The organism is Bradyrhizobium zhanjiangense (assembly GCF_004114935.1).
Lineage (GTDB): Bacteria > Pseudomonadota > Alphaproteobacteria > Rhizobiales > Xanthobacteraceae > Bradyrhizobium > Bradyrhizobium zhanjiangense.
Genome location: NZ_CP022221.1, coordinates 4,633,144 through 4,656,005, shown reverse-complemented (window position 1 = coordinate 4,656,005; position 22,862 = coordinate 4,633,144). Strand labels below are relative to the sequence as shown.

The following is a 22,862-nucleotide window of genomic DNA, read 5'->3' as shown; positions in this document are numbered from 1 at the left end:
AGCCCATTCCCCGGGGGCATGCTAGCTGGAATCAGCGACAGGTTGCAACCACATCCCACGACCACTGTGTGGATCGCGCAGACCGGGTCTTAGAGCTGCTGCACGTCGACCACGCCTGCGACCGCCTTGATCGCGCCGGCAATCTGCGGCGAGACCTTGAAGCGGCCGGGCAGCTTCATCTCCACCTCGGTCTCGAGATCGAGCATCATCACCAGCGAGACCTCGCCGTCGCCGTTGGAGCGCGGCGCGATGCCGGGACTGCCGATCTTCGGCGCGGCACCGTTCGCTGGCGCCATCTCGGGTCCGGCGAGACGCTTGGCGATCGATTCCAGCGGCTTGGTGTCGCGCAGGAAGATGCGCAAGCCCTTTTGCGTCTTGGCCGCGGCGTCATCCAGCGGCTCGGCATGCAGCACGCGGGCGCGGACGTCCTCGCCCTGGAGCTCGGCGCCGAGCTGGAGCAGCACGGCGGCGCCCGGCTCCAGCACGTCGCGATATTGCGCGAGGCCTTCGGAGAACAGCACCGCCTCGAAATGGCCGGTCGGATCGGACAGGCCCATGATGCCCATCTTGTTGCCGGTCTTGGTACGCCGCTCCATGCGCGAGACCACGGTGGCCGCGACCTTGCCGGCAGTGGCGCCGGTCTTCACCGCGCGCGAGAACTCGGCCCAGCTCTGCACCCGCAGACGCTTCAGCACGGTGGCGTAATCGTCGAGCGGATGTCCCGACAGGAAGAAGCCGATCGCGTCGTATTCGCGGCGCAGCCGCTCGGCCGGCAGCCACGGCTCGACCTGCGGCAGCATGATGCTGGGCGCATCCGCCGAACCGCCGAACATGTCGTTCTGGCCGATGGTGGCGGCCTCGTGCGCGCGCTGGCAGGCGGCCAGAATCGAGTCCGCGCCGGCGAAGACGCGCGCCCGGTTCGGCTCCAGCGTGTCGAAGGCGCCGGCGGCGGCAAGGCTCTCGATGATGCGCTTGTTGATCGCGCGCGGATTGACCCGCGCGGCGAAGTCGGCGAGCGAGGTGAAGAGACCGTTCTTCGTGCGCTCCTCGATGATCTGGTCGATCGCCTGGATGCCGACGCCCTTCAGCGCGGCAAGCGCGTAGTAGATCGTCTTCTCGCCGACCTCGAAGGTCGCGCCCGAGCGATTGATGTTCGGCGGCTCGACCTTGATGCCGAGGCGCTGCGCCTCGGAGCGGAATTCGGAAAGCTTATCGGTGTTGTTGAGATCGAGCGTCATCGACGCCGCGATGAACTCCACCGGATAATGCGCCTTCATGTAGGCGGTGTGGTAGGACACCAGCGCATAGGCCGCCGCGTGGCTCTTGTTGAAGCCGTAATCGGCGAACTTCGCCAGCAGCTCGAAGATGGTCTCGGCCTGCCCTTTCGGCACGCCGTTCTTCACCGCGCCCGCGACGAAGATGTCGCGCTGCTTGTCCATCTCGGCGCGGATCTTCTTGCCCATGGCGCGGCGCAACAGGTCGGCGTCGCCAAGCGAATAGCCCGACATCACCTGCGCGATCTGCATCACCTGTTCCTGGTAGATGATGACGCCGAAGGTCTCTTTCAGGATCGGCTCCAGCACGGGGTGCAGATATTCAGGCTCCTCGTCGCCGTGCTTGCGCGCGCAATAGGTCGGAATGTTCGCCATCGGACCCGGGCGATAGAGCGCCACCAGCGCGATGATGTCCTCGAAACGGTCGGGACGCATGTCGATCAGCGCGCGCCGCATGCCCTGGCTTTCAACCTGGAACACACCGACCACGTCGCCGCGCGCCAGCATCTGGTAGCTCTCGGCATCGTCGATCGGCAGCGTCGCGAGATCGACGTGGATGTTGCGCGGCTTGAGCAGCTTGCAAGCAACGTCGAGCACGGTCAGCGTCTTCAGGCCGAGGAAGTCGAACTTCACGAGGCCCGCCGGCTCGACCCATTTCATGTTGAACTGGGTCACCGGCATGTCGGATTTGGGATCGCGGTAGAGCGGCACGAGTTCGCTCAAGGGGCGATCGCCGATCACGATGCCGGCCGCATGGGTCGAGGCGTGGCGGGTGAGGCCTTCGAGGCGCTGGGCGATGTCGAAGGCGCGCGCCACCACCGGGTCTTCGTCGCGGAACGCCTGGAGCTTCGGCTCGCTCTCGATCGCAGCCGCCAACGTCACCGGCGCAGCCGGATTCTGCGGCACCAGTTTTGTGAGTTTGTCGACCTGGCCGTAGGGCATCTGCAGCACGCGGCCGACGTCGCGCAGCACGCCGCGCGCCTGCAGCGTACCGAAGGTGATGATCTGCGCGACCTGGTCGCGGCCGTAGCGCTGCTGCACGTACTGGATCACCTCGCCGCGGCGATCCTGGCAGAAGTCGATGTCGAAGTCCGGCATCGAGACGCGCTCGGGATTGAGGAAGCGCTCGAACAGCAGGCCGAACTTGATCGGATCGAGGTCGGTGATGGTCAGCGCCCACGCGACCAACGATCCTGCGCCGGAGCCGCGGCCCGGCCCGACCGGAATGCCTTGCGACTTCGCCCATTTGATGAAGTCCGACACGATCAGGAAGTAGCCCGCGTATTTCATGCGCATGATGACGTCGAGCTCGAAGGCAAGCCGTTTGGCGTATGTCTCCTCCGTCGTGCCCTGCGACAGGCCGTGGACGCGCAGGCGGTTGGCGAGCCCCTCCTCCGCCTGGCGCTTCAATTCGGCGGCCTCGACCGCGGCCGCATCCGAGCTCGATGCGGCGCCGACGGTGAAGAACGGCAGGATCGGCTTGCGCGTCATCGGTCGGAACGAGCAGCGCTCGGCGATCTCCACCGTCGTGGCCAGCGCCTCCGGAATGTCGGCGAACAGCACCGCCATCTCGGCGCGGGTCTTGAAGCGGTGATCAGGCGTGAGCTGCTCGCGCTCGGTCTCGGCGATCAGCCGCCCGCCGGCGATGCACAAGAGCGCGTCGTGCGCCTCGTAATCGTCGGTCGCGGCGAAATATGGCTCGTTGGTCGCGACCAGCGGCAGGCCCTTGGCATAGGCGATGTCGATCAGGCCGCTCTCGATGCGGCGTTCCTTGTCGGTGTTGTGGCGTTGCAATTCGATGTAGAGGCGGTCGCCGAACAGGCTGGCGAGACGCTCGCACCGCAACGCCGCAATTTCGGCCTGCCCGGTGGCAAGCGCCAGCGAGATCGGTCCGTCCGGACCGCCGGTGAGCGCGATCAGGCCCTCGGTCTCGCCTTCGAGCCAGTCGAACTTGATGTGGGAGGCATGGGTATCCGGCGTCTCCAGGAACGCCCGCGAATTCAGCCGCATCAGGCTGCGATAGCCGCGCTCCTGCGCCGCCAGCAGCACCACGCGCGACGGCCCCAGCGCGTTGCGCGCGTTCGGATCCTGGTCGCCGAAGTCGATCGCCAGTTCGCAGCCGACGATCGGCTGGATGCCGGAACCCGCCATCTTGTCGGAGAATTCCAGCGCACCGAACATGTTGTCGGTGTCGGTCAGCGCTAGGGCCGGCTGGTGGTCCTTCTTGGCGAGCTCGGCAAGCTTGGCGATCTTGATCGAGCCCTTGAGCAGCGAATAGGCCGAGTGAACGTGAAGGTGGACAAATCCGGCGCTCGGCATGGTCGCGTAACGGCCTCTTGCAGATGAAGTGGAGCGGTCGCCAGCTCCTCAAGGCATTATGCACTCGCCCGGCCGACTCGCCTCCCGATGGTGGGGTGTGGCGCCGCGAGAGTCCACGCCGGAGCGGCCAATCCGCCGCGTCGTCCCGCTTTTCCCCAACCGCGCCTCCTCAGAGTTGCGGAATCACCTGGGCCCAGATCGCGATCATCCCGACGAACAGCGTGATTGACGCCAGTGCAGCCGCTTCTTCCACGAAAACCCTGAACATGTCTCGCTCCTTTGCCTAGAACGTATGAAGAACATTGTTCTCATTTCGTTCTCAGGAGTCAAGCCGTCTGAGCCATTCCGCAAGGGCATGGTTAACTTCTTGAACTCGAACAATAAAAAAGCCCCGGCGCAAGGCCGGGGCTTTCGACGACGCTCGAATTGAGCGATCAGTCTCAGTAGCGCGCGATAGGCATGCCGCCGAACTTGTAGTTCAGGCGGACGAGGCCCATGTCGACGTCCTGACGGATGCGCTCCGTGCCAGCGAAGCCGGCGAACGTCACGTCCTTGTCGGCCAGGAAGATGTGGTTGTACTCGACGCCAACCGACCAGTTCGGCGCGAAGCCGTACTCGAGGCCGGCACCAACAGTACCACCCCAGCGGGTGTCGCTGGTCGACGCGAGCAGCCCGCCGCCGAGGTCGGAGATCTCGTACTTGTCGCTGACCACAGCCGCACCGCCCTTGACGTAGAGCAGGACGTTATTCCAGGCATAACCGACCTGGCCCGTGATCAGGCCGAACGCATCGATCTTGGTGCGGTTGCGGGTGGCGAACAGCGCGCTGACATTGTCGCCGGAGAAGTCGGCCCAGTTGCCCTGGCCTTCCACGCCGAACACGAACTGGCCGGACTGCCAGCGATAGCCGATCTGACCACCGACCGTGCCGCCGGTCGCATCGTGCGAACCTTCGCGGCCGACGCCAACGAAATCCCAGGTCGTGCGAGCCGAACCGCCGCCGCCGTTGATGCCGATGTAGAAGCCGCTCCAGTCGTAGACCGCAGCGATCGCCGCCGGCGGAGCCTTGGTGTAGGGCCGCGCCGCGAGGTCAGCAGCCACCGCCGGCGCAGCCGCGCTGAGCGCGATCAGGCTGACAGCGGCAAGCAACAAATTCTTCTTCATTTGATTCCCGTTCCAGTTTCTTCAGTAGGCCCCCGGGCCGTGGGTCGTCATATCAGCGATCGACGGAATTGCTGTAACTTCGACGCAACAGTTAGAGCCAAAGGGCCGCGCTTCATTAATGAACGTTTAGCAGAGCGCGTGGGAAACCCTTTGAAACAAGTGTTTTCTGTAGTTCCAATGTCGACAACACGACATAAACTGCATGCGCGCGTAACAACGTCGCGCGCACATTCGCGTGATTGGAGAATCCAGATGCGAGCCCGAGTTACTCTCCCCATTGTCGCCACATTTTCGCTCGCTCTCGCCACATTTGCACTCGCGCTCAACGCAAGCACGCCGGCGCGCGCCTTCGGCAAGAATCATCCATTCTGTCTCACCGGCGATGAATGGCCGGGGCTGAGCAATTGCAGGTTCGATAGCTACGCGCAGTGTCAGGCGAGCGCATCGGGTCGCGCGCTGACCTGCATCGCCAATCCGTTCTTCGCAGGCCAGACCGATGATCCCTACGCGTATCAAAATCGTCCGCGCGCGCAGACGCCAGGCTATTCATCAGGCTATTTCCTGTCGCGCTGAGATGCGCCGCGCGTGGCCTACGCTGATCGCAGCCGGCATGCTCCTTGCGAGCGCGCGTGCGCACGCGCAAACCTATGATCCGCGCTATCCAGTCTGCATGCAGATCTACGGTCCAGTCGGCTATTTCGACTGCCGCTATGGCTCGCTTGAGCAGTGCAGATATCTCGCCGTCGGGCGTTCGGCGAGCTGCATCGTGAACCCGTATTTCCCATCAAGGACACCGACGCCCCCTCGCCGATCGAGCCCTGCCGCCGCTGGCGTCGGATAATCCCAACGATCCTATGGCCTCGTATCTCTCAGCTTTGCCAGGGCGTGTTGCGGATGCGCGTGCACGCGTTTGGCTTGCGGAAGCTGGGGTCGTAATCTTCGATGTAGTCGAAATTGACCGTCCCGAAGGTCGTCTGCGGCTTCTTCAGGGCTGAGCAGGTCTGCACCTTCAGGAACTCGTTCTTGAAGTCACCACGCGGAAACGCAGTGATCACCTGGTCGCGCTGCTCCGGTGTGTAGTCGTCATATCCAACGCCGACGACGTCCACCAGAACGCCTGCGTTGGTGAGAGCGATCTCCGGCCTCATATATTGCGGAATGCCGGGGGTGGTGTGCAGCGCGATCGCTTCCCACACCAGATCGGCCTGCCGCTCGGCAATGCCGCGCGCCTGCAGAAAGTCGCGCGCGGCGTCTGCGCCGTCGACCTCAAATCGCTTGGTCTCGGTGTGGTAGTGATCGACGAGGCCGAGGTCGTGAAACAGCGCTGCGACATAGAGCAGCTCGGAATCGAACTTCAGCTTCTGACGCAGCCCTTTGATCGCGCCGAACACATAGACGCGAACCGAATGGTTGAACAACATCTCGTCTTCGTAACTGCGCACCAGCTCGGTGGCTTCGCGCGCCAGTTGGCTGTCGGGAATTTTGACGCCGGAGATCACGCTCGTCATTTTCAGGCTCCTGGTTTCTGTTTCGGCTGATGCCCTTCGGGTCAGGCTGCATTCTCGAGCGCAGCCTGTGGCGTCTTTCGGAAGCTGATCGACATGCGATTGTACGCATTCATCAGGCTGATCGCGATCGTGAGATCGACCAGCTCGCGCTCGCTGAAGACCTTGCGGGCGGCTTGATAGGCTTCATCCGGAACGTTGGTCTCGGCGACGCGGGTCACCGTCTCGGCCCAGGCGAGGGCCGCGCGCTCGCGTTCGTCGAAGAGATTCCCGGCCTCGGTCCATGCCTGCAGCAACGCGAGCTTTTCGATCTTCACGCCGCTCTTGAGCAGGTCGCGGGTGTGCATGTCCAAGCAATAGGCGCAGTTGTTGATCTGCGAAACGCGGAGATAGACGAGGGTGACTAGTGTCGCAGGCAGTCCGCTCTGCATGACGTAGCCGTAGACGCCGCCCAGTGCCTTCGCGCCTGCCGGCGCGATGTGGTTGTAGTTGAGACGTTCACTCATCTGCTTTCTCCTTGATGGATCAGGGGATGAAATGCTCCCTTCGCCCCTTAGGTGCCCCTGCACTAGTCCACAAAAAAGTACCAAAAACCTACAAAACTCGTGTACCAAGGTGCATGACCAAATCGCTGCGGCTGGAGCTCGATCGATCCGCGAAGACGCCACTGGCGGAGCAGATCCACAGGGGGATCAGAGCTGCCATCGAGAGCGGTGTGCTCGCCCCGGGCGCTCGCCTGCCCTCATGGCAGGATTTGGCGGCCCAGCTCGGCGTCGCGCGCGGCACCGTGCGTTCGGCGTATGAAAAGCTCTCATCCGCCCAACTGATCGTTGCAGCCCGCGCTACAGGCACGCATGTCGTGGACCGGCCGTCCTTCCCCGTTCGGCGGGACAAAGCCCCCGCCCCCGGCTCATTCATGGAGATGTACCAGGAACTCACCGCAGGGCCGGCGATCTTCCAGATGGGCGTGCCTGCGCAGGAGACCCTTCCTGCCATGCTGCTGGCGAGGATGCGCGCGCAGGCGGTTCGCGTTGAGGTGAGCGCGCCGGCGATTTACCGTGACCCGCGCGGCGAGTTGGAGTTGCGGCGCGAGATCGCGGCCTACCTTGCGCTGGCGCGCGGGATCGAATGCGCGCCGTCCCAGATCATCATCACCAGCGGCTTTAGCGGCGGGCTTGGTCTGGCGCTCCGTGTCCTTGGTCTCGAGCAGAAGAAAGTCTGGGTGGAGAATCCCGGCTTTCCCTTTACGCGGCGCGGCCTCGAGCTTGCGAGATTGTCGATCGCGCCGATCCCGGTTGACGCTGACGGCATCGATGTCGATTACGCCCTGAAACATGCGCCTGATGCGGCACTGGTTGTGGTGACACCAGGGCAGCAGGCGCCGCTCGGATTCACGCTGTCGCTGGCAAGACGCTCACGCCTGCTCGACTGGGCGACCCAAAACAAGGCGTGGGTGATCGAAGACGATTATCTGAGCGAGCTTCAGCTCAAGGGCCGGGCCACGCCGGCGCTCGCCTCCCTCGATCGCGCCGGCCGCGTCATTCACATCGGCTCCTTCAGCAAGACCATAACCCCTGCCTTGCGGCTCGGCTTTGTGGTTGCACCGGCCGCACTGGCGTCGCGGTTTGCCGAAACTGCGGCGTGCCTCGCGCCGGCGCCCGGGCCAGCGGTGCAGCTCGCGACCGCCGATTTCATGCGCGACGGCCATTATCTCCGGCATCTTCGGCGAACGAAGCGGGTCTATGCAGCGCAAGGCGATGCATTGCTGAAATACCTTCGCCCGCGCACTGCAAATGTTGCGATTGCCGGATTGGCGGCTGTCCTGCGGTTGCCGAAGGGAGCAGCCGATCTTGCCATCGCCAGGGAAGCAGCACCGCTTGGACTGGCGCCCACGCCGCTATCGCTCTGGTATGCGTCGAGGGCTTCGGCCCGCCCGGGACTGTTGCTGGGCGTCGCGACGTCTCCGCTAAAGAGGATCGAGGCGTCCTGTGATCGGCTGCTTCAGATCATCGACCGTATTACGTGACCAAGCTGACCTCGATCGCCCTAACCGGCCATGTCACGATCTTTATCGGCTTCTCATGGAGCGACAGGCCGACCCGTGACTGGCAAGGGTCGCGTGCGAAGAAAGGACCGGTCGTTGTCCCGTGACCAAGCTGCGCGGTGACTCTGCTTACAACGCGCTTGGATTGACCTACATGAAACCCGGATTGCGCGGGAGGTAGCTGCCCCAATCTCCGAACTGCCGGTTCGACATCAGCAGCATCGGGAACGTCAGGCGCATCCCGTGGTCGGTCGCCGCCTTGAGCGCTGGCTCGCTCGCGCCCGGCACGAAGGCCGAAATGGTCGGAACATCGCTCTGCGCCGCGAACGACAACGCAGCAGCAAGCGCCGAGCCCATGAGATCTGGCCGGCGGACTGCAAGCGGGCCAATGTGTCCATCCGAAATATAGACATACCCGACGCACTCGCTGCCGGCGTGGATGGTGAACCCGCTCGTCTGGCTGTCGCCCAGGAGATACCGATGATGCTTCTCCCTGGAAACACCGAGTGCACCGACATCAATGGGCGCCAGCTCATCCAACCCGGCCGTCTTGGCCGTGAGAGATTCAAGACGAAGCCGCGGCTCGGCCAACCGCGACGCCAGCCGGTCACGAGGCACGCTGACCATGTAGATCGGAGAGCGCGGGAATAGCCCGTGGCGGATGTAGAGGCCTTGAGACACGTTGTTGAACGTGAAGGTGATCAGCGCTTTGACGGATGCTCCGCGCTTCTCTGCGTGAGCAAACATCTTGCTGATGAGTTGATTGCCAATGCCGTCGCTCTGGCGATCCGGGGTCACGAACAGCTGCGCCAGAAACCAAAGCTCGCCACAAACCCAACTCCACGCGAAGCCGACGAGTTCTCCGTCGTCATCGGCGACCCATAGACCTTCGGGATCGTCCGTGAGCGAGAAGGCCTGAAAATTCTGCGGGCGGGAGGATGCCATTTTTCCAAAGCCCCGCCTCTCAGTGAGTTCGTTGATGCTGGCGACCACGATCTCGTCGGCTCTCGCCAAGTCGTCCATGCGAGCCGGTCGGCACACGACAGCCATTCTCGAATCCTCCCCGGGATCAGCACGCCCGGCCAACCGTCGAACCGGGCCGGAGCGTAGCGCTTTCGACTAACAGCCTGAACAGGATGAGAGCGACGAAATCCTCAGCCGGCAATCAGGCGAGCGGCCGGATGTTCTGGTTCATGCGGAAGAAGTTCGTCGGGTCGTATTTCGCCTTGATCCGCTGCAGGCGCCGGTAGTTCGGTCCATAGGCAGCAGCGACGGGATCGCCTGTCTCGTCATCATCGAGATAATTGACATAGCGGCCGGAGGCAAAGAAGGGCCGCATCCTCTCATGGGTTTCGCGCGCCCAGGAGATGCAGCGGCTCGTATCGCTAGCCTGCGTCCACTGCGCGAGGATCAAGAAATTGTAGCCCTCCTGCCGATGCGGAAATGCCGTGTCCCCGGCATCGATACGGGCCGCCGCACCGTGGATGTGCTCAAGAAGCAGCTGCCCCATGGGAGTCGGACAGCGCGCGAAACATTCGATCATGGTCGCAATCGCACCATCACTCAGCTCCCTCAGGAAGTTCGATTTCCAATAGTTGAAAGCGCCTTTCGGATAGTTGGCGTCGAGCATGCGGTTGAGCTCGCAATAGGGCATCGGCCCGACTGCATCCAGGATCGGAGCCCCGAACTGTTTCAGCGGCCGCATCGCTCGTTCGGCCTCCGCCACCGGACCGCAGTGGCTGGTGACCAGGACCGCGACCTCCGTGCCGGACCCATCGGGCGCATGGGTCAGGGATGCGAACAACATGTGCTCGTCCGCGAGCGATCGCGTGCTGGCCCGGAAGAATTCGAGCACGTCGCGGGAGCGCTCGATGGGGTGGATGATCGGTCCGCCGGTTATGATCGGCCCGACCGTATGAAGATCATATTCGAGACTGGTGGCGATCCCGAAGTTTCCGCCGCCACCGCGGACGGCCCAGAACAGATCGGGCTCCTCTTGCTTGCTGACCCGCAAAACCTTGCCGTCGGCGGTAACGAGTTCGACGGCCCGCAAATTGTCCAGTGCTAGGCCGTACTTGCCCATCAGCCAGCCCAGTCCTCCGCCGAGCGTCAGCCCGGCGATCCCGGTGGTCGAGATCACGCCGCCGGTGACCGCAAGACCGTGAAGTTGTGTTTCGCGATTAAGCTCGCCCCAGATGACCCCGCCCTGCGCCCACGCCGTCTTGCCGACAGGGTCGACCCGGATGCCCTTCATGGGCGAGAGGTCGATCATGATACCGCCGTCGATGGTCGCACGACCTGCCACATTATGGCCGCCGCCGCGAACCGCGACCTCGAGGCCGAGCTTGGTCGCAAGAGCCACGGCATCCACGACATCGGACACACTGCGGCACCTGGCAATCAATGCCGGCCGTTTGTCGACCAGCCCGTTGTGGACCTTTCGCGCCTCCTCGTAGCCCTCGTCCCCCGGCTTGAGGAGTTGTCCTCCGAACGAGGCGTTGAGATCGGCGGCAGCGCTGGCGACAGATGCGATGGACGACATGACATGGTCTCCTCAGCTTGACCCGCCATATCCTCGATCGTGGCCTGTCTTGGAGCAAATCCGAAGATTTCAGGTGACGATGAATTGATTTCACCTAGACTGGCGGCATGTACAAGCTGCCGCCCCTGATCGAGCTGCGTGCTTTCGAAGCTGCCGCCCGCCATCTGAGCTTCAAGAAGGCGGCGGCAGAACTCGGCGTCACGCCAACGGCGATCAGCCATCAGATCGGGTTGCTCGAGCAGTATTGTGGTCGCGCTCTGTTCCGCCGCAGACCACGGCCTCTCTCGTTGACCGATGCCGGAGCGCGGCTTTTCCCCGCCATTCGTGGCGGCCTTGAGGTGTTTGCCGCTGCCATTGCGGCCGTCAGGCACGAAGGCGACCAACAGCCTCTCCGGGTGACGACAACCAATGCTTTTGCCAGCCGCTGGCTCGTGCCCCGCCTGCCCCTGTGGCGGAAGCTGCATCCCGATGTGCCACTGGAAGTTATCGGCACTGACTCGGTGCTCGACTTGCAGGCCGGAGATGGCGATGTCGCCATTCGCTATGCGACTAGCCGGGCACGGCCGACAGACGGAATCGTCGATGATCTCTTCAGCGATACATTCTGGCCGGTTTGCAGTCCGCGTTTGCTTGCAACGGGGCGCCTGAAGAGACCAGTCGACCTCGCAAACCACGTTCTGATTCACTCCTATTGGTCGCCGGCCGATCGTGAGCCGCCGACATGGCAGAGATGGCTCGCCGCGGCTCAGCGCAGGTGGCGCGAGGTGCCCCAGTTCAAGGACATGCAGCACCTGAGTTTCCGGGAGGAACTGCACGCCATCGAGGCGGTGATCGCCGGGCAAGGAGTCGGGGTTTTCAGTGATGTGCTCGTGGCACACGACCTCGCAGCTGGTACGCTCGTGAAGGCGTTCAAGTTGAGCTTGCCTGGCTACGGCTTCCATGTGGTCAGTAAGCCAGGCCATCCGCGCGCGCGAACCATCCGGGCCTTCTCGGAATGGTTACGGTCAAGTCCTTGATCCGCTTCTCCGTGTCCTTCGAGATGTCCACTCCCCGTTACAGCGGTTCAGTCCAAATTGACCAGCAAGGTCTCCGGCCATTCGAAAGGAGACGTGCTGGCCTCGGTGTCTCCGTGTCCTACACCGGTGTATAAATCACGAGCTTCAGCGCGGGATCGTCGTTGGCCTGAAAACTCGTGTGCTCGAACCGGAGCACGCCCTTGGTCGGATGGTTCATGGTCTTCAGGCCCGAGGCGGTGCTGCGGATCTCGTGCGCCTCCCACCATTTGACGAATTCCGGACTGCCCTGGCGCAGTCGCGTGAGCAGCTCGGTGAAGGCGGGATCGCCGGCCCAGACGTCGTGGGTGGCGCGGAACATCGCGACCATGCTCTTGGCGACCTCGGTCCAGCCCGCGCCGTAGAATTTTCGCGTCTGCTTGTTCGTCAGCACCAGCAGCAGCGTATTGCGATCCTGCTCCGGCAGCTGTCCGAAGCCAAAGACCTCCTCGGCCGCCGCGTTCCAGGCCAGCACGTCCCAGCGCCGGCCGGTGATGTAGGCCGGTTGCGTCAGGCTCTCGATCATCCGCCGGATGGGCGGCGGCACGATCTCGGGCACGAAGGCGGCCCTCGCGCCGTCGCGCGCCAGCGCCTTCAGATGGGCGTGCTCGGTCTTGCTGAGCCGCAGCGCACGGGCCAGTGCGTCGACGGTGGTGACCGAGGGGCTGACGGTGCGGCCCTGTTCGAGGCGGATGTACCAGTCGACGCCGATACCAGCGAGCTGCGCGACCTCCTCACGTCGCAGCCCCGCGGTGCGCCGCCGGCGGCCCGCCGGAAGACCCACGGATTTCGGCGACAGCTTTTCGCGGCGAGACCTGAGGAAATCGCCGAATTCGACGCGGCGTGGGTCGGTCATTGCTGTCGCTCGCGCGATGGAGGGTCCTTAGAATACTAGGATAATACCAGGCCTTCATGTCCCCTCCAAGGCGGCGCATATGCGCTTCACCGACTTTGAGGTGAACATCATGAAAGCTGCCGTGCTCAAATCTTTCGGTTCGCCGCTGGTGATCGAGAATGCCCCCGAACCGGTGCTCGGCACCGGCGAGGTCATCGTCGACGTCGTCGCCACGCGCGTGCTGTCCTACATGAACGAGGTCTTCGACGGGACGCGCAATTATGCGCTCGACCTGCCGATCATCCCCGGACCCGGCGGCATCGGCAGGGTGCGCGCGATCGGCCCGGACGCAACCAAGCTTGCCATCGGCGACTGGGTGTTCTGCGACCCGACGGTGCGTTCGCGCGACGACGCCGTTGCGCCAGACATCGCCCTGCAAGGGCTCACCGCCGCCGGCCCCGGCGGCCTGCGCCTGCAAAAGCATTTTCGCCACGGCTCGTTTGCCGAGCAGATGCGCCTGCCGACCGAGAACGTCACACGCCTCGGCGCGATCGCGCCGGAGGAAGCGACGCAATGGTGCGCCCTTGGCACGCTCCTGGTGCCCTATGGCGGCTTCCTCGCCGCGAACCTGCGACCAGGCGAGACCGTCCTGGTGAGCGGGGCCACCGGCAATTTCGGCAGCGCCGCCGTCTCGGTCGCGCTGGCGATGGGCGCGGCCTGCGTGGTCGCCCCCGGCCGCAACGAGAAGATCCTGGCCGACCTCGTCCGCCGCTTCGGCGCTCGGGTCAAGCCGGTCAAGCTCACCGGCGTTGAGGACGACGACCGCGAGAGCATGAAGCGCGCCGCACCGGGCCCGATCGACTGCGTGTTCGACATCATGCCGCCCTCGGTCAGCACGAATGTGGTGCGCGCGGCGATCATGGCGGTGCGCGCTTACGGCCGTGTCGTGCTGATGGGCGGCGTCGGCATGGCGGGCGGCGCGGGGCTCGAGTTGCCGTACCCCTGGATCATGCGGAACTGCATCACCATCCACGGCGTCTGGATGTACCCGCCGGACGCCGCCAGCCGCCTGATCGCGCTGGTGCGCGCCGGGCTGCTCAGGCTCGACGAGTACGAGGTGACGGCGTTCGATCTCGACCACGCCAACGAGGCGGTGGCACACGCCGCGGCCAATAGCGGGCCGTTCAAATTGACCGTGATCCGGCCGTAACGGCGGCGCGCCGCTGCGATGCGCCGTCGCAGCCGATTTGCTGGATATATCAAATAGCTGGAATGCATGACCCCGATCGTGGCCGGCAGCAGCCGGCTACTGTGCATGGGGTTGTTTTCGCGTTTTTTTTAATCGAGCTCGACGACCTGGCCGTTCGACAGCGAGACTCGCCGGTCCATGCGGCTGGCGAGCTCCATGTTGTGGGTGGCGATCAGCATCGACACCTGGGTCGCCTTGACCAGCTGCATCAGGGCCTGAAAGACGTGGTCCGCGGTATGCGGATCGAGATTGCCGGTCGGCTCGTCCGCAAACAGCACGCGTGGCGCATTGGCGACCGCTCGCGCGATCGCGACGCGTTGCTGCTCGCCGCCGGACAGCTCGGCCGGGCGATGGGTGATGCGGTCGCCGAGGCCGAGATAGCCCAGGATATCCTTGGCGCGTTTGACGCTCTCGGACTTCTTCAGGCCGCGGATCATCTGTGGCAGCATGACGTTCTCCAGCGCCGAGAACTCCGGCAGCAGCCGGTGCGACTGGTAGACGAAGCCGATATCGGTGCGGCGCAGCTGCGTGCGCTCGATATCAGGCAGCTGCGAGGTCGGCGCGCCCGAGACATAGACCTCCCCGGAATCCGGCGCCTCGAGCAGCCCCGCGATGTGCAGCAGCGTCGACTTGCCCGAGCCCGACGGCGCCACCAGCGCGACCGACTGCCCGCGCCACAACGCCAGCTTGGCGCCGTCGAGGATCGTCAGCGGCACCTCGCCCTGCAAGTACTGCCGCTTTATCTCGTGGAGATAAATGACCGGTACATCTTCCGCCCCCTGCTGCTGCTCCATCAGCCCCTCACTCGTACCGGAGCGCTTCGACGGGATCGAGGCGCGCGGCGCGCCACGACGGGTACAGCGTCGCCAGGAACGACAGCGTCAGCGCCATGACGACGACCGCCGTGGTCTCGCCGATGTCGATCTCGGCGGGCAGCTTCGACAGGAAATAGAGTTCCGGCGAGAACAGCTCGGTGCTGGTGAGCCAGGACAGGAATTGCCTGATGGATTCGATGTTGAGGCAGATCACGAGACCGACGAAGAAGCCGACCAGCGTGCCGACCACGCCGATCGAGGCGCCCGTGATCAGGAAGATGCGCATGATCGAGCCCTGCGAGGCGCCCATGGTGCGCAGGATCGCGATGTCGCTGCCCTTGTCCTTCACCAGCATGATCAGGCCGGAGACGATGTTCAGGGCCGCGACCAGCACGATCATGGTCAGGATCAGGAACATCACATTGCGCTCGACCTGGAGCGCGTTGAAGAAGGTCGAGTTGCGCTGCCGCCAGTCGACCAGGAACACAGGGCGGCCCGCGGCCTCCGTCACTGCCTTGCGGAAGGCGTCGATCTTGTCGGGATTGGTGGTGAACACCTCGATCGAGGTGACGTCGTTGCTGCGGTTGAAATAGGCCTGTGCCTCCGCCAGCGGCATGAACACGAAGCCGAGATCGTATTCGGACATGCCGATCTCGAACACGGCCACGATCTTGTACGGCTTGATGCGCGGCGTCGTGCCCATCGGGGTGACCGCGCCCTTCGGCGCCACTAGCGTCACGCTGTCGCCGGCATGCAGCGACAGCTGGTCGGCGAGGCGGCGGCCGATCGCGACGCCCTGCCCCTCGTCAAAGCCTTCGAGCGAGCCCTGCTTGATGTTCTTGGCGATCGAGGTGAGGTTGTTGAGGTCGTCGGAGCGGATGCCGCGCACCAGGACGCCCGAAGCGTTCCATGGCGAAGACGCCAGCGCCTGACCATCCACCACGGGAGCAGCGAGCCGGATGCCCTCGACCTGGCTGAGGCGGTCCGCGACGTCCTTCCAGTCGGTCAGCGGCGATTCCAGCGGCTGGACCAGGATATGGCCGTTGAGACCCAAGATCTTGTCGAGCAGCTCCTTGCGGAAGCCGTTCATGACGGCCATGACGATGATCAGCGTCGCCACGCCCAACATGATGCCGAGAAAGGAGAACCCGGCGATGACCGAGATGAATCCCTCCTTGCGGCGCGCCCGCAAGTAGCGCCCCGACAGCATCCACTCGAATGGCGCAAAAGGCGCGGTCTGCACGGTTTCGGTCATGGTCTCATCCATCGCTCGATAATCCCATGATTCGGGGTCAATTGTGGCCGGATTGGCGGCCGCGATATCGCGCGATGAACAATATTCAGCCGACCAGCCGGGCGACTGCGTCCGCAGGCGACATGGTCTCGCGTGCGCCGTCGGCTCGCCGCTTGATCTCGATCTTGCCGTCGGCGAGCCCCTTCGGCCCGATCATGATCTGCCAGGGGATGCCGATCAGGTCGGCGGCGGCGAATTTGGCGCCGGCGCGCTGGTCGGTATCGTCATAAAGCACGTCGACGCCCTTGGCGGTGAGCTCCGCATAGAGCTTCTCGCAGGCCGCATCGACCGCGGCATCGCCCTGCTTCAGGTTGAGCACCACGGCGCGGAACGGGGCGACGGCTTCCGGCCATTTGATGCCGGCGTCGTCGTGACAGGCCTCGATGATGGCGCCAAGCAGGCGCGAGACGCCGACACCGTAGGAGCCGCCATGGATCGGCACGTCGACGCCGTCGGGGCCGGCCACCAGCGCCTTCATCGGCTCAGAGTATTTCGTACCGAAATAGAAGATCTGGCCGACCTCGATGCCGCGGGTGTTCACCCGCTTGTCCGCAGGCACCTCCTGCTCGAACCGCGCGGAATCGTGAACGTCCTCGGTCGCAGCGTATAGCGAGGTCCACTGCTTGATGATCGGTGTCAGGTCGCCCTCATAATCGACGTCCTCGCCCGGCACCGGCAGGTCCAGCACGTCGCGATTGATGAAGACGCCGGATTCGCCGGTCTCTGCCAGCACGATGAACTCGTGGCTGAGATCGCCGCCGATCGGGCCGGTCTCGGCGCGCATCGGAATCGCCTTCAGTCCCATCCGTGCGAAGGTGCGCAAATAGGCGACGAACATCTTGTTGTAGGCGACCCGCGCCGCCGCCTCGTTGAGGTCGAACGAATAGGCGTCCTTCATCAGGAACTCGCGGCCGCGCATCACGCCGAACCGCGGACGCTGTTCGTCGCGGAATTTCCATTGAATATGATAGAGATTGAGCGGCAGGTTCTTGTAGGACTTCACATAGGCGCGGAAGATCTCAGTGATCATTTCCTCGTTGGTCGGTCCGTACAGCAGTTCGCGCTTGTGGCGGTCGGCGATGCGCAGCATCTCCGGGCCATAGGCATCGTAGCGGCCGCTCTCGCGCCAGAGATCGGCGAGCTGCAAGGTCGGCATCAATACCTCGATCGCGCCGGAGCGGTCCTGCTCCTCGCGCACGATCTGCTCGATCTTCTTGAGCACGCGGAAGCCGAGCGGCAGCCAGGCATAGATGCCGGCGGCCTCCTGCCGGATCATGCCGGCACGCAGCATCAGCCGATGCGAGACGATCTCCGCCTCTTTCGGATTTTCCTTCAGGATGGGCAGAAAGAACCGCGACAACCGCATGGCAACACTCTAGGAATCAGTGACGGGTTGCAGTGAAACCGGATTGGGAGCGAAAACACAAGACCGAGAATGAGGAAAAGCCGCTAACGCGGCGGAATTCCTGTCATTTTTCCGTCGACTTCAGGTTTGACTTGAGCAGCAGCATGCCCTGCAAAGCCGGCGCTCCTAGGGCGACGCCACCTCCAGTTCATCCTCCAGCGTGATCCTCTCGAAGTCGGTCACCAGCGCGTCGATCCGCACGTGCCAGCGGCCGGCGAAGGGCAACTCGACCTTGCGGACATGCCAGTAGCCGTCCGGCCCCAACGAGGCATCCCGTTCCATCGGCTCGATGCCGCGCTCAGGCAGACTCAGCGTCAATGTCACCTCCTTGGCCGCGAGCGGCGTCCCCTCTCCGGTCATGAGCTGAAGCACGAAATCGTCGACGCCGGCCTTCCCAGGAGACACCAGCACCTGGAACATTGCCTTGTCGCTGTGAATATGGATCGCCAAGGGCGTCTCCGGAACGATGCTCCGCGGCGGCGGCGTGAAGCGCCAGCCGGCGACGACCGCGAAGATGATGAGTGCGATCGCGCATTCGAACAGGATCGAGCGCTTGAGGGACGCGGCCTCGTGATCCCTTGCCAGCGTCGGGGTCAGGTGAAAGCGGTTGAGCGCGGCGAGTGCGAGCAGCACGAGGACCAGCGCGAGCTTGATGGAAAGGATGAGGCCGTAGCGGGTCTCGACCAGCGCCGATGGCTTTTCGAGCTGGACGATGGCGAGCACAAGGCCGGTCAATGCCAGCGTGGCGACGACCGGCACGGCGGTGCGGGAGAAGCGGTTTACGACAGGCAAGGCCATGGCCACCGGCTTCGACACCAGCGCAACGAGGGGCGCCAGCGCCCCGATCCAGAACGCGACGCCAAGGCCATGGAGGAAAATCGCCGGCCGCGTCAACATTTCGGGCGGAGCCGTGGCGGCGTGCCCGGTCATGGCCAGCGACAGGCCGACGCCGATGAACGCGATGAACGCAAGACCGCGCGGGTACCACGCGCTGCGCAGCGCCACCAACGCAAGCAGCATCGCGGCGATGGCGATCAGCGATGCGGGACCCGCGCTCGTCGCGAACGCCACCATCCAGGGGGCCATGGTCGCAAGAGCCACTGGCGGCAAGCCGAGGAGATCGAGGCCCAACGCACCAAGGGACACCACCGCGCTCGGAAGGCCGACCGCGAGTGCCACACGCGGCACGGTCGTGCCCGTCATCGACCACGCGATCCAGCGCGCAAACCATACGCCGCCGACGCCGACAAACAGCCCGAGGTAAAGGCCGACCCGCGCCAGCCAGATGAGCGCGCTCAACCCGCCTTCTGTATTCGCGGGAGGCTTCGTCCCTGTCGGCACGCCGATCGAGAAGACCACCGATCCCGCGATGGGATGGCCGTCCTGCGAAATCACGCGATAGCTGACGACCGCCGTGCCCTGCGGCAGGTCCGGCGGCACCGCAACCGAAATCGTTTCGCCCGACGCGTTGATGCGCACACCGTCCCGCGCCCTGCCCGTGCCATCAATCAGCTGGACCGCGCCCGGTGTCACCGCCTCGTTGAAGCGCAGCACCACGGCCTTCGGCGCGCGCGCAAGCATGCTGCCGCTGGCCGGCTCGACCGCGACCAGCGCCGCATGCGCGGACGCGCCGGTCGCGAAGCCGACAACGATGAGTAGCGTCGCAAGCGCGGCGAGCAGGCGCATCACGGTTTCGGCAGTAGCTTCACCCCGGGCGCCGGCGACTTGCCCTCGTGTGAATGCCCTGCCCCCTCTGCCGGGATTTCGATCCAGCGGCTGACGCCGGTCTCGCATTCCTGGACGACGGGGAAGTACAGGGTCGTGTTTGGCTTTAGCGAGCCAGTCAGGACCGTGTGCATGACGAACTCGTCATAGTTCTTGTCCGGCAGCTTGCCGCCGGACCACATCACCTCCTTGACGCCGGAAGAGAGCTTGTTGCCGTGATAGTCGTATTCCCCGGCATATTTGCCCTCGACGACATCGACGTTCCAGCCCGCCTTCGGCATCGGCTTGACAGCGATCACCCCTTCAGGGATCTGCACGCGGATCTTCACCGTGGGCGAGCCCGCACAGCCGTGCGGTACGGTAAACACAGCCTTGTACGACGCGCCGACCGTGGCTTGCTTCGTCTCGAGCGACACGTGCGCCGCCGCCGGCGAGATGGCGAACGCAGCAATCAGGATCGGGCAGGATCGCTTCAACATATTCGGTCTCCCGGAGGCCAGATCAGCCTCATCACATCTTCATTCCCGAGTGATCCGGCATTTTCTTCATGTCCATATGGCCGGAGTGCCCGGCGCCGCCGGGCGCCGGCGCGCCAACAGCCTGGACGTCGAGAGAGACGGCGACTTTGCCGGCCTTCTCGAACTGAAGTGTCAGCGGCACCTTGTCGCCCTGCTTGAACGGGCCCTTCAGCTCCTGGAGCATCAAATGATTGCCGCCGGGCGCAAGCTTCACGGTCTTGCCGGGATCAATGACGAGCCCCTTGTCGAGCGGGCGCATCTTCATCACGCCATTGTCCATCGCCATCTCGTGAATCTCGGCCTTCCCCGCGATGTCGGCGGAAACGCTGACCAGCCTGTCCGCCGCCGACCCCTTGTTCTCGATGGTGAGATAGCCGCCCGCGACCTTGGCGCCGCCCGGCGTCGCCCGGCTCCAGGCCTGCGAGATGACGAGATCGCCGGCCTTGACGTCGTCGGCGCGCACGGGGGCGGCGAACATTGCGGCGGAAAGCGCTGCGAGCGCGAGGATGCGTGAGAGCTTGGTCATGTCCTTTGCCTTTCTTATCGTAAACATCACTCCACCCCTCAGAACGTGTACTTGCCGGCGACAATGAAGGTTCGCCCCGGGAACGGATGGAACAGGAAGTACTGCTCGTTGAAGAGATTATCGATGCCGAAGTCGAATGCGAAGTTCTTCGTCGCGTTATAGTGCACCTTCAAGTCCACAACGAAGAAGTTATCGAACGCGCCATAGACGTGGGAGACGCGATCCGTGTTGTCCAGCGTCGAGTACTGCTTGCCGCTGTAGCGTGCAGCAACCGTGTAGGCCCAGCTATCGTTCGGCCGGTAGGTCACGCCGAACTTAGCGCGCCAGTCGGGCACGTAAGGCACGCGCTTGCCGACCACAGTCGTGGGCAGATTCGTCAGAGGATCAATTCCGGCCCAGCCCGCGTCGGCCAGGATTCGCGAGTCGACATAAGTTACGCTGCCGAACAGCTGCAGACCACTGACGAGAACGTTGTCCTTGTCGGCGGACAACTCGATACCCTGCAACCTGATCGCATCGACATTGCTGATCACGGTCGTCGGCGTTTGCACCTTCGTGATCGGATTGGTGACGAGGTTGGTCTGGGAGATGATCGCATGATCGGTGTGCTCCCGGAACAGGGTCAAGCGGATGCGGCCGTCGCTCCATCTGCGCTCGATGTTCAGCTCACCTGTCAGATCCTGCTCGGGGAACAGGTTGGGATTGGCGATCGTCGCTACGCCGCCGACTGTCATGTTCTGATAGAGCTCCATGATGGTCGGATAGCGATAGGCCTGCCCGAAGTTTGCCGTGATATTCCAGTCCTTGTTCGGATCAAAGGACAGCGACGCCTTCGGTGAAAAATTCGTCGAGGCGAGTTGCGATTGTTGAACCGCAGCCATCGATGTAATCGCGCCGGCAGCGTTCGTCGCGGTGCTGATATTGAAACCATCCTGGGCGCGCCAGGTTTCGAACCGACCACCGAGCGTGAGCTTCAGATTGGGAAGGATCCTCCAGGCATCCTGAAGCCAAATCGCACCGGTCCGGGTCTCACCCTGCCCCTGCGAGTAGAGCGTGCCCGTCCCGGTGTCTCCCGTCGTATTCCAAACGGATGACGCATAAACGGGACTTTCCAGGCGATAACGATCACCATGCATGCCGAAACTGACCTCGTGCGGTCCGCCATAACCATACGGCCGCCAGATCCCCTGGGCATCGGCATTCTGCCAATTGGTGCCGTCCATCCTCGTGATCTTCCCGTTCTGGGAATAGCCGACGCCTGTGGGCGTGCTCGTGAACGGATTGAGCTGGATGTCCTGGAGATAGTTGTAGCTCGACGCCGAAAGGTCGAAATCGTAGGCGCCCTTGGTGTCGCTCTTGATCGCAACGGCGTTGCTGACATGGGTCTGGTCCCAGACATATTTGCCCGTGGCAAATCCGGACAGGCCCGCGAATGTGGGCGCACCCGTCGCTGCTGATTTCAAGTAGGTCTGGGGATCGGAGACCTGGTGGTTATTCCAGATCCCAAACGAATAGGTCGCCTGCACCTGCGCCGTCACGTCATAGGAAAGGCGGATGTTACCGGACGTCTGCTGCGAATGCGCGAGGATGCCCGTGCCCACCACGTTGGCCGCAACGCCCTGCTTGTTGAGCGCCGAAAACGCACCGGTCGTACCGGCCGGGATGCTGCCACTCGTCGTGTAGGTCAGGGGCTGCTGGTAGCTATCGAGATAGTTGGCGCTGACGAGCCAGGACAGCTTGCCGTCGCGATTGCCCGCAGCGGCGCTGGTCTGGCTGGTCACGTAGGTGTCCTTGGTGCCGTATTGATTCCAGGGCATCACGGACACGGTTTCCTTGGCGACTGCAAACGGCTTGTCCGGCATCTTTGACGAGATCAGCAGCACGCCGCCGATCGAGTTGCCGGGATAGGCGGCCGCGAACGGCCCGTTGAGATAGTCGACCCGACCGATCGCTTCCGGCGAGATCAGGTTCCACTTCGGCGAGGCATTCGTGTTGTTGTTGCCGATCAGCGCCGAGATCAGGAGATCGTCGTAGTAGATTAACGTCCGCGAGCTCGAATTGAGGCCCCAGCTTCGCGTCGCGAGCACGGCATTGTTGTCCCCGTCGTTGCGCTTCCGCACGAACAGGCTCGGCATATATTTGACGGCGTCCTCGGGGTCCTTGAGGTTGATAGTCTCGTCGACCTCTTTCGCCGTGACGCTGAAGGAGCGCTGCGGCAATTGATAACGTGCCACGGCGGCCGGCGGCTCGAGTGACACGCGGGCACTGCCTGCACCTTGCTCGGCCGCGACGGCGGGGGCGGCCCGCTCGGTGGCGGGCTTTGCCGACCGGTTCTGGACGGCGACCGTACGCGCCGCCGGCTTGCGCGGCTTGGGCTTCACTACCGCGGGGGCATCGACGGTGACCGGCGGCAGCACGACGTTACTGCTCTGAGCGAAAACTCCGCTCGACGACGCCAGCAGCGCGGCCTGAATGGCAACGATGCTCACGCCGCGGCGGGCATGACAACGTAACATGGGGCATTCCTGACGCCGGCTTTCTTCCCGGCTGTTCGACAGCATCAATCGCCAGCGGACGAGCCGCGGCGACGGTGGAG

Annotated in this window: 19 protein-coding genes; 5 read left to right on the top strand and 14 right to left on the bottom strand. The window is 63.8% G+C overall.

Annotated features, from left to right (window positions below; all coding sequences use genetic code 11):
- Nucleotides 1-89: 89 nt before the first annotated feature.
- A complete protein-coding gene (gene dnaE / locus XH85_RS22240) occupies nucleotides 90-3,593 on the bottom strand; it encodes a DNA polymerase III subunit alpha (protein ID WP_128933479.1) in 3,504 nt (1,167 codons plus the stop codon).
- 440 nt (nucleotides 3,594-4,033) lie between these two features.
- Nucleotides 4,034-4,756, bottom strand: coding sequence for an outer membrane protein (locus XH85_RS22235; RefSeq protein ID WP_091885854.1), 723 nt, complete (start codon nucleotides 4,754-4,756; stop codon nucleotides 4,034-4,036).
- A gap of 252 nt (nucleotides 4,757-5,008) precedes the next feature.
- On the opposite strand from XH85_RS22235, the gene XH85_RS22230 reads away from it, so the two are divergent.
- Together XH85_RS22230 and XH85_RS22225 are read left to right on the top strand one after the other, a co-directional pair.
- Complete coding sequence (locus XH85_RS22230) at nucleotides 5,009-5,329, top strand: DUF3551 domain-containing protein (protein ID WP_128933478.1); 321 nt, start codon at nucleotides 5,009-5,011, stop codon at nucleotides 5,327-5,329.
- Nucleotide 5,330: 1 nt separating this feature from the next.
- Nucleotides 5,331-5,597 (top strand): DUF3551 domain-containing protein, encoded by a 267-nt coding sequence (locus XH85_RS22225; RefSeq protein ID WP_128933477.1) that lies wholly within the window; start codon nucleotides 5,331-5,333, stop codon nucleotides 5,595-5,597.
- 28 nt (nucleotides 5,598-5,625) lie between these two features.
- On the opposite strand, the gene XH85_RS22220 is transcribed toward XH85_RS22225, so the two are convergent.
- Together XH85_RS22220 and XH85_RS22215 are read right to left on the bottom strand one after the other, a co-directional pair.
- On the bottom strand, nucleotides 5,626-6,264 hold the full coding sequence (locus tag XH85_RS22220) for an HD domain-containing protein (RefSeq protein ID WP_128933476.1): 639 nt from the start codon (nucleotides 6,262-6,264) through the stop codon (nucleotides 5,626-5,628).
- 41 nt (nucleotides 6,265-6,305) lie between these two features.
- Nucleotides 6,306-6,767: a carboxymuconolactone decarboxylase family protein gene (locus XH85_RS22215; protein WP_128933475.1), complete on the bottom strand. Its 462-nt coding sequence runs from the start codon at nucleotides 6,765-6,767 to the stop codon at nucleotides 6,306-6,308.
- 113 nt (nucleotides 6,768-6,880) lie between these two features.
- On the opposite strand from XH85_RS22215, the gene pdxR reads away from it, so the two are divergent.
- Complete coding sequence (gene pdxR, locus XH85_RS22210) at nucleotides 6,881-8,287, top strand: MocR-like pyridoxine biosynthesis transcription factor PdxR (RefSeq protein WP_128933474.1); 1,407 nt, start codon at nucleotides 6,881-6,883, stop codon at nucleotides 8,285-8,287.
- Between the two features lie 168 nt (nucleotides 8,288-8,455).
- Here pdxR and XH85_RS22205 read toward each other — a convergent pair whose 3' ends face one another.
- Together XH85_RS22205 and XH85_RS22200 are read right to left on the bottom strand one after the other, a co-directional pair.
- Nucleotides 8,456-9,328: a GNAT family N-acetyltransferase gene (locus XH85_RS22205; RefSeq protein ID WP_245474202.1), complete on the bottom strand. Its 873-nt coding sequence runs from the start codon at nucleotides 9,326-9,328 to the stop codon at nucleotides 8,456-8,458.
- Between the two features lie 142 nt (nucleotides 9,329-9,470).
- On the bottom strand, nucleotides 9,471-10,847 hold the full coding sequence (locus tag XH85_RS22200) for an FAD-binding oxidoreductase (RefSeq protein ID WP_128933473.1): 1,377 nt from the start codon (nucleotides 10,845-10,847) through the stop codon (nucleotides 9,471-9,473).
- 107 nt (nucleotides 10,848-10,954) lie between these two features.
- On the opposite strand from XH85_RS22200, the gene XH85_RS22195 reads away from it, so the two are divergent.
- On the top strand, nucleotides 10,955-11,863 hold the full coding sequence (locus XH85_RS22195; RefSeq protein ID WP_128933472.1) for a LysR substrate-binding domain-containing protein: 909 nt from the start codon (nucleotides 10,955-10,957) through the stop codon (nucleotides 11,861-11,863).
- Between the two features lie 118 nt (nucleotides 11,864-11,981).
- Here the strand turns inward: XH85_RS22195 and XH85_RS22190 are convergent, their stop codons facing one another.
- Nucleotides 11,982-12,755 (bottom strand): helix-turn-helix transcriptional regulator, encoded by a 774-nt coding sequence (locus XH85_RS22190; protein WP_128933471.1) that lies wholly within the window; start codon nucleotides 12,753-12,755, stop codon nucleotides 11,982-11,984.
- A gap of 109 nt (nucleotides 12,756-12,864) precedes the next feature.
- Here XH85_RS22190 and XH85_RS22185 point away from each other — a divergent pair, with 109 nt between their 5' ends.
- The gene (locus XH85_RS22185; protein ID WP_164940931.1) at nucleotides 12,865-13,944 is read left to right on the top strand and encodes a zinc-binding dehydrogenase; all 1,080 of its coding nucleotides are present in this window, start codon (nucleotides 12,865-12,867) and stop codon (nucleotides 13,942-13,944) included.
- 128 nt (nucleotides 13,945-14,072) lie between these two features.
- Here XH85_RS22185 and XH85_RS22180 read toward each other — a convergent pair whose 3' ends face one another.
- The 7 genes from XH85_RS22180 to XH85_RS22150 form a co-directional block, all read right to left on the bottom strand.
- Nucleotides 14,073-14,777: an ABC transporter ATP-binding protein gene (locus XH85_RS22180; protein WP_128933470.1), complete on the bottom strand. Its 705-nt coding sequence runs from the start codon at nucleotides 14,775-14,777 to the stop codon at nucleotides 14,073-14,075.
- Between the two features lie 7 nt (nucleotides 14,778-14,784).
- Entirely contained in the window at nucleotides 14,785-16,065 is a 1,281-nt protein-coding gene (locus tag XH85_RS22175; protein WP_091885894.1) for a lipoprotein-releasing ABC transporter permease subunit, read from the bottom strand.
- Between the two features lie 73 nt (nucleotides 16,066-16,138).
- Nucleotides 16,139-17,458, bottom strand: a complete 1,320-nt coding sequence (proS, locus tag XH85_RS22170; protein ID WP_128933469.1) for a proline--tRNA ligase — start codon at nucleotides 17,456-17,458, stop codon at nucleotides 16,139-16,141.
- 165 nt (nucleotides 17,459-17,623) lie between these two features.
- Nucleotides 17,624-19,183 carry a copper resistance CopC/CopD family protein gene (locus XH85_RS22165; RefSeq protein ID WP_164940812.1) on the bottom strand — a complete coding sequence of 520 codons (1,560 nt, stop codon included), beginning with the start codon at nucleotides 19,181-19,183 and terminating at the stop codon, nucleotides 17,624-17,626.
- On the bottom strand, nucleotides 19,183-19,701 hold the full coding sequence (locus XH85_RS22160) for a YcnI family protein (protein ID WP_128933467.1): 519 nt from the start codon (nucleotides 19,699-19,701) through the stop codon (nucleotides 19,183-19,185). The genes XH85_RS22165 and XH85_RS22160 overlap by 1 nt, the downstream gene beginning before the upstream one ends.
- 31 nt (nucleotides 19,702-19,732) lie before the next feature.
- A complete protein-coding gene (locus XH85_RS22155) occupies nucleotides 19,733-20,266 on the bottom strand; it encodes a copper chaperone PCu(A)C (protein WP_128933466.1) in 534 nt (177 codons plus the stop codon).
- A gap of 38 nt (nucleotides 20,267-20,304) precedes the next feature.
- Nucleotides 20,305-22,782, bottom strand: a complete 2,478-nt coding sequence (locus XH85_RS22150; protein ID WP_245474199.1) for a TonB-dependent receptor — start codon at nucleotides 22,780-22,782, stop codon at nucleotides 20,305-20,307.
- Between the last annotated feature and the right edge of the window lie 80 nt (nucleotides 22,783-22,862).

Coding starts and splice junctions, on each gene's coding strand:
- XH85_RS22175 (WP_091885894.1), bottom strand. CDS start 16,065: ATGGATGAGACCATGACCGAAACCGTGCAGACCGCGCCTTTTGCGCCA.
- pdxR (WP_128933474.1), top strand. CDS start 6,881: ATGACCAAATCGCTGCGGCTGGAGCTCGATCGATCCGCGAAGACGCCA.
- XH85_RS22220 (WP_128933476.1), bottom strand. CDS start 6,264: ATGACGAGCGTGATCTCCGGCGTCAAAATTCCCGACAGCCAACTGGCG.
- XH85_RS22190 (WP_128933471.1), bottom strand. CDS start 12,755: ATGACCGACCCACGCCGCGTCGAATTCGGCGATTTCCTCAGGTCTCGC.
- XH85_RS22155 (WP_128933466.1), bottom strand. CDS start 20,266: ATGACCAAGCTCTCACGCATCCTCGCGCTCGCAGCGCTTTCCGCCGCA.
- XH85_RS22215 (WP_128933475.1), bottom strand. CDS start 6,767: ATGAGTGAACGTCTCAACTACAACCACATCGCGCCGGCAGGCGCGAAG.
- XH85_RS22205 (WP_245474202.1), bottom strand. CDS start 9,328: ATGGACGACTTGGCGAGAGCCGACGAGATCGTGGTCGCCAGCATCAAC.
- XH85_RS22150 (WP_245474199.1), bottom strand. CDS start 22,782: ATGTTACGTTGTCATGCCCGCCGCGGCGTGAGCATCGTTGCCATTCAG.
- XH85_RS22160 (WP_128933467.1), bottom strand. CDS start 19,701: ATGTTGAAGCGATCCTGCCCGATCCTGATTGCTGCGTTCGCCATCTCG.
- dnaE (WP_128933479.1), bottom strand. CDS start 3,593: ATGCCGAGCGCCGGATTTGTCCACCTTCACGTTCACTCGGCCTATTCG.
- XH85_RS22165 (WP_164940812.1), bottom strand. CDS start 19,183: ATGCGCCTGCTCGCCGCGCTTGCGACGCTACTCATCGTTGTCGGCTTC.
- XH85_RS22180 (WP_128933470.1), bottom strand. CDS start 14,777: ATGGAGCAGCAGCAGGGGGCGGAAGATGTACCGGTCATTTATCTCCAC.
- XH85_RS22185 (WP_164940931.1), top strand. CDS start 12,865: ATGAAAGCTGCCGTGCTCAAATCTTTCGGTTCGCCGCTGGTGATCGAG.
- XH85_RS22235 (WP_091885854.1), bottom strand. CDS start 4,756: ATGAAGAAGAATTTGTTGCTTGCCGCTGTCAGCCTGATCGCGCTCAGC.
- XH85_RS22195 (WP_128933472.1), top strand. CDS start 10,955: ATGTACAAGCTGCCGCCCCTGATCGAGCTGCGTGCTTTCGAAGCTGCC.
- XH85_RS22200 (WP_128933473.1), bottom strand. CDS start 10,847: ATGTCGTCCATCGCATCTGTCGCCAGCGCTGCCGCCGATCTCAACGCC.
- XH85_RS22230 (WP_128933478.1), top strand. CDS start 5,009: ATGCGAGCCCGAGTTACTCTCCCCATTGTCGCCACATTTTCGCTCGCT.
- proS (WP_128933469.1), bottom strand. CDS start 17,458: ATGCGGTTGTCGCGGTTCTTTCTGCCCATCCTGAAGGAAAATCCGAAA.
- XH85_RS22225 (WP_128933477.1), top strand. CDS start 5,331: ATGCGCCGCGCGTGGCCTACGCTGATCGCAGCCGGCATGCTCCTTGCG.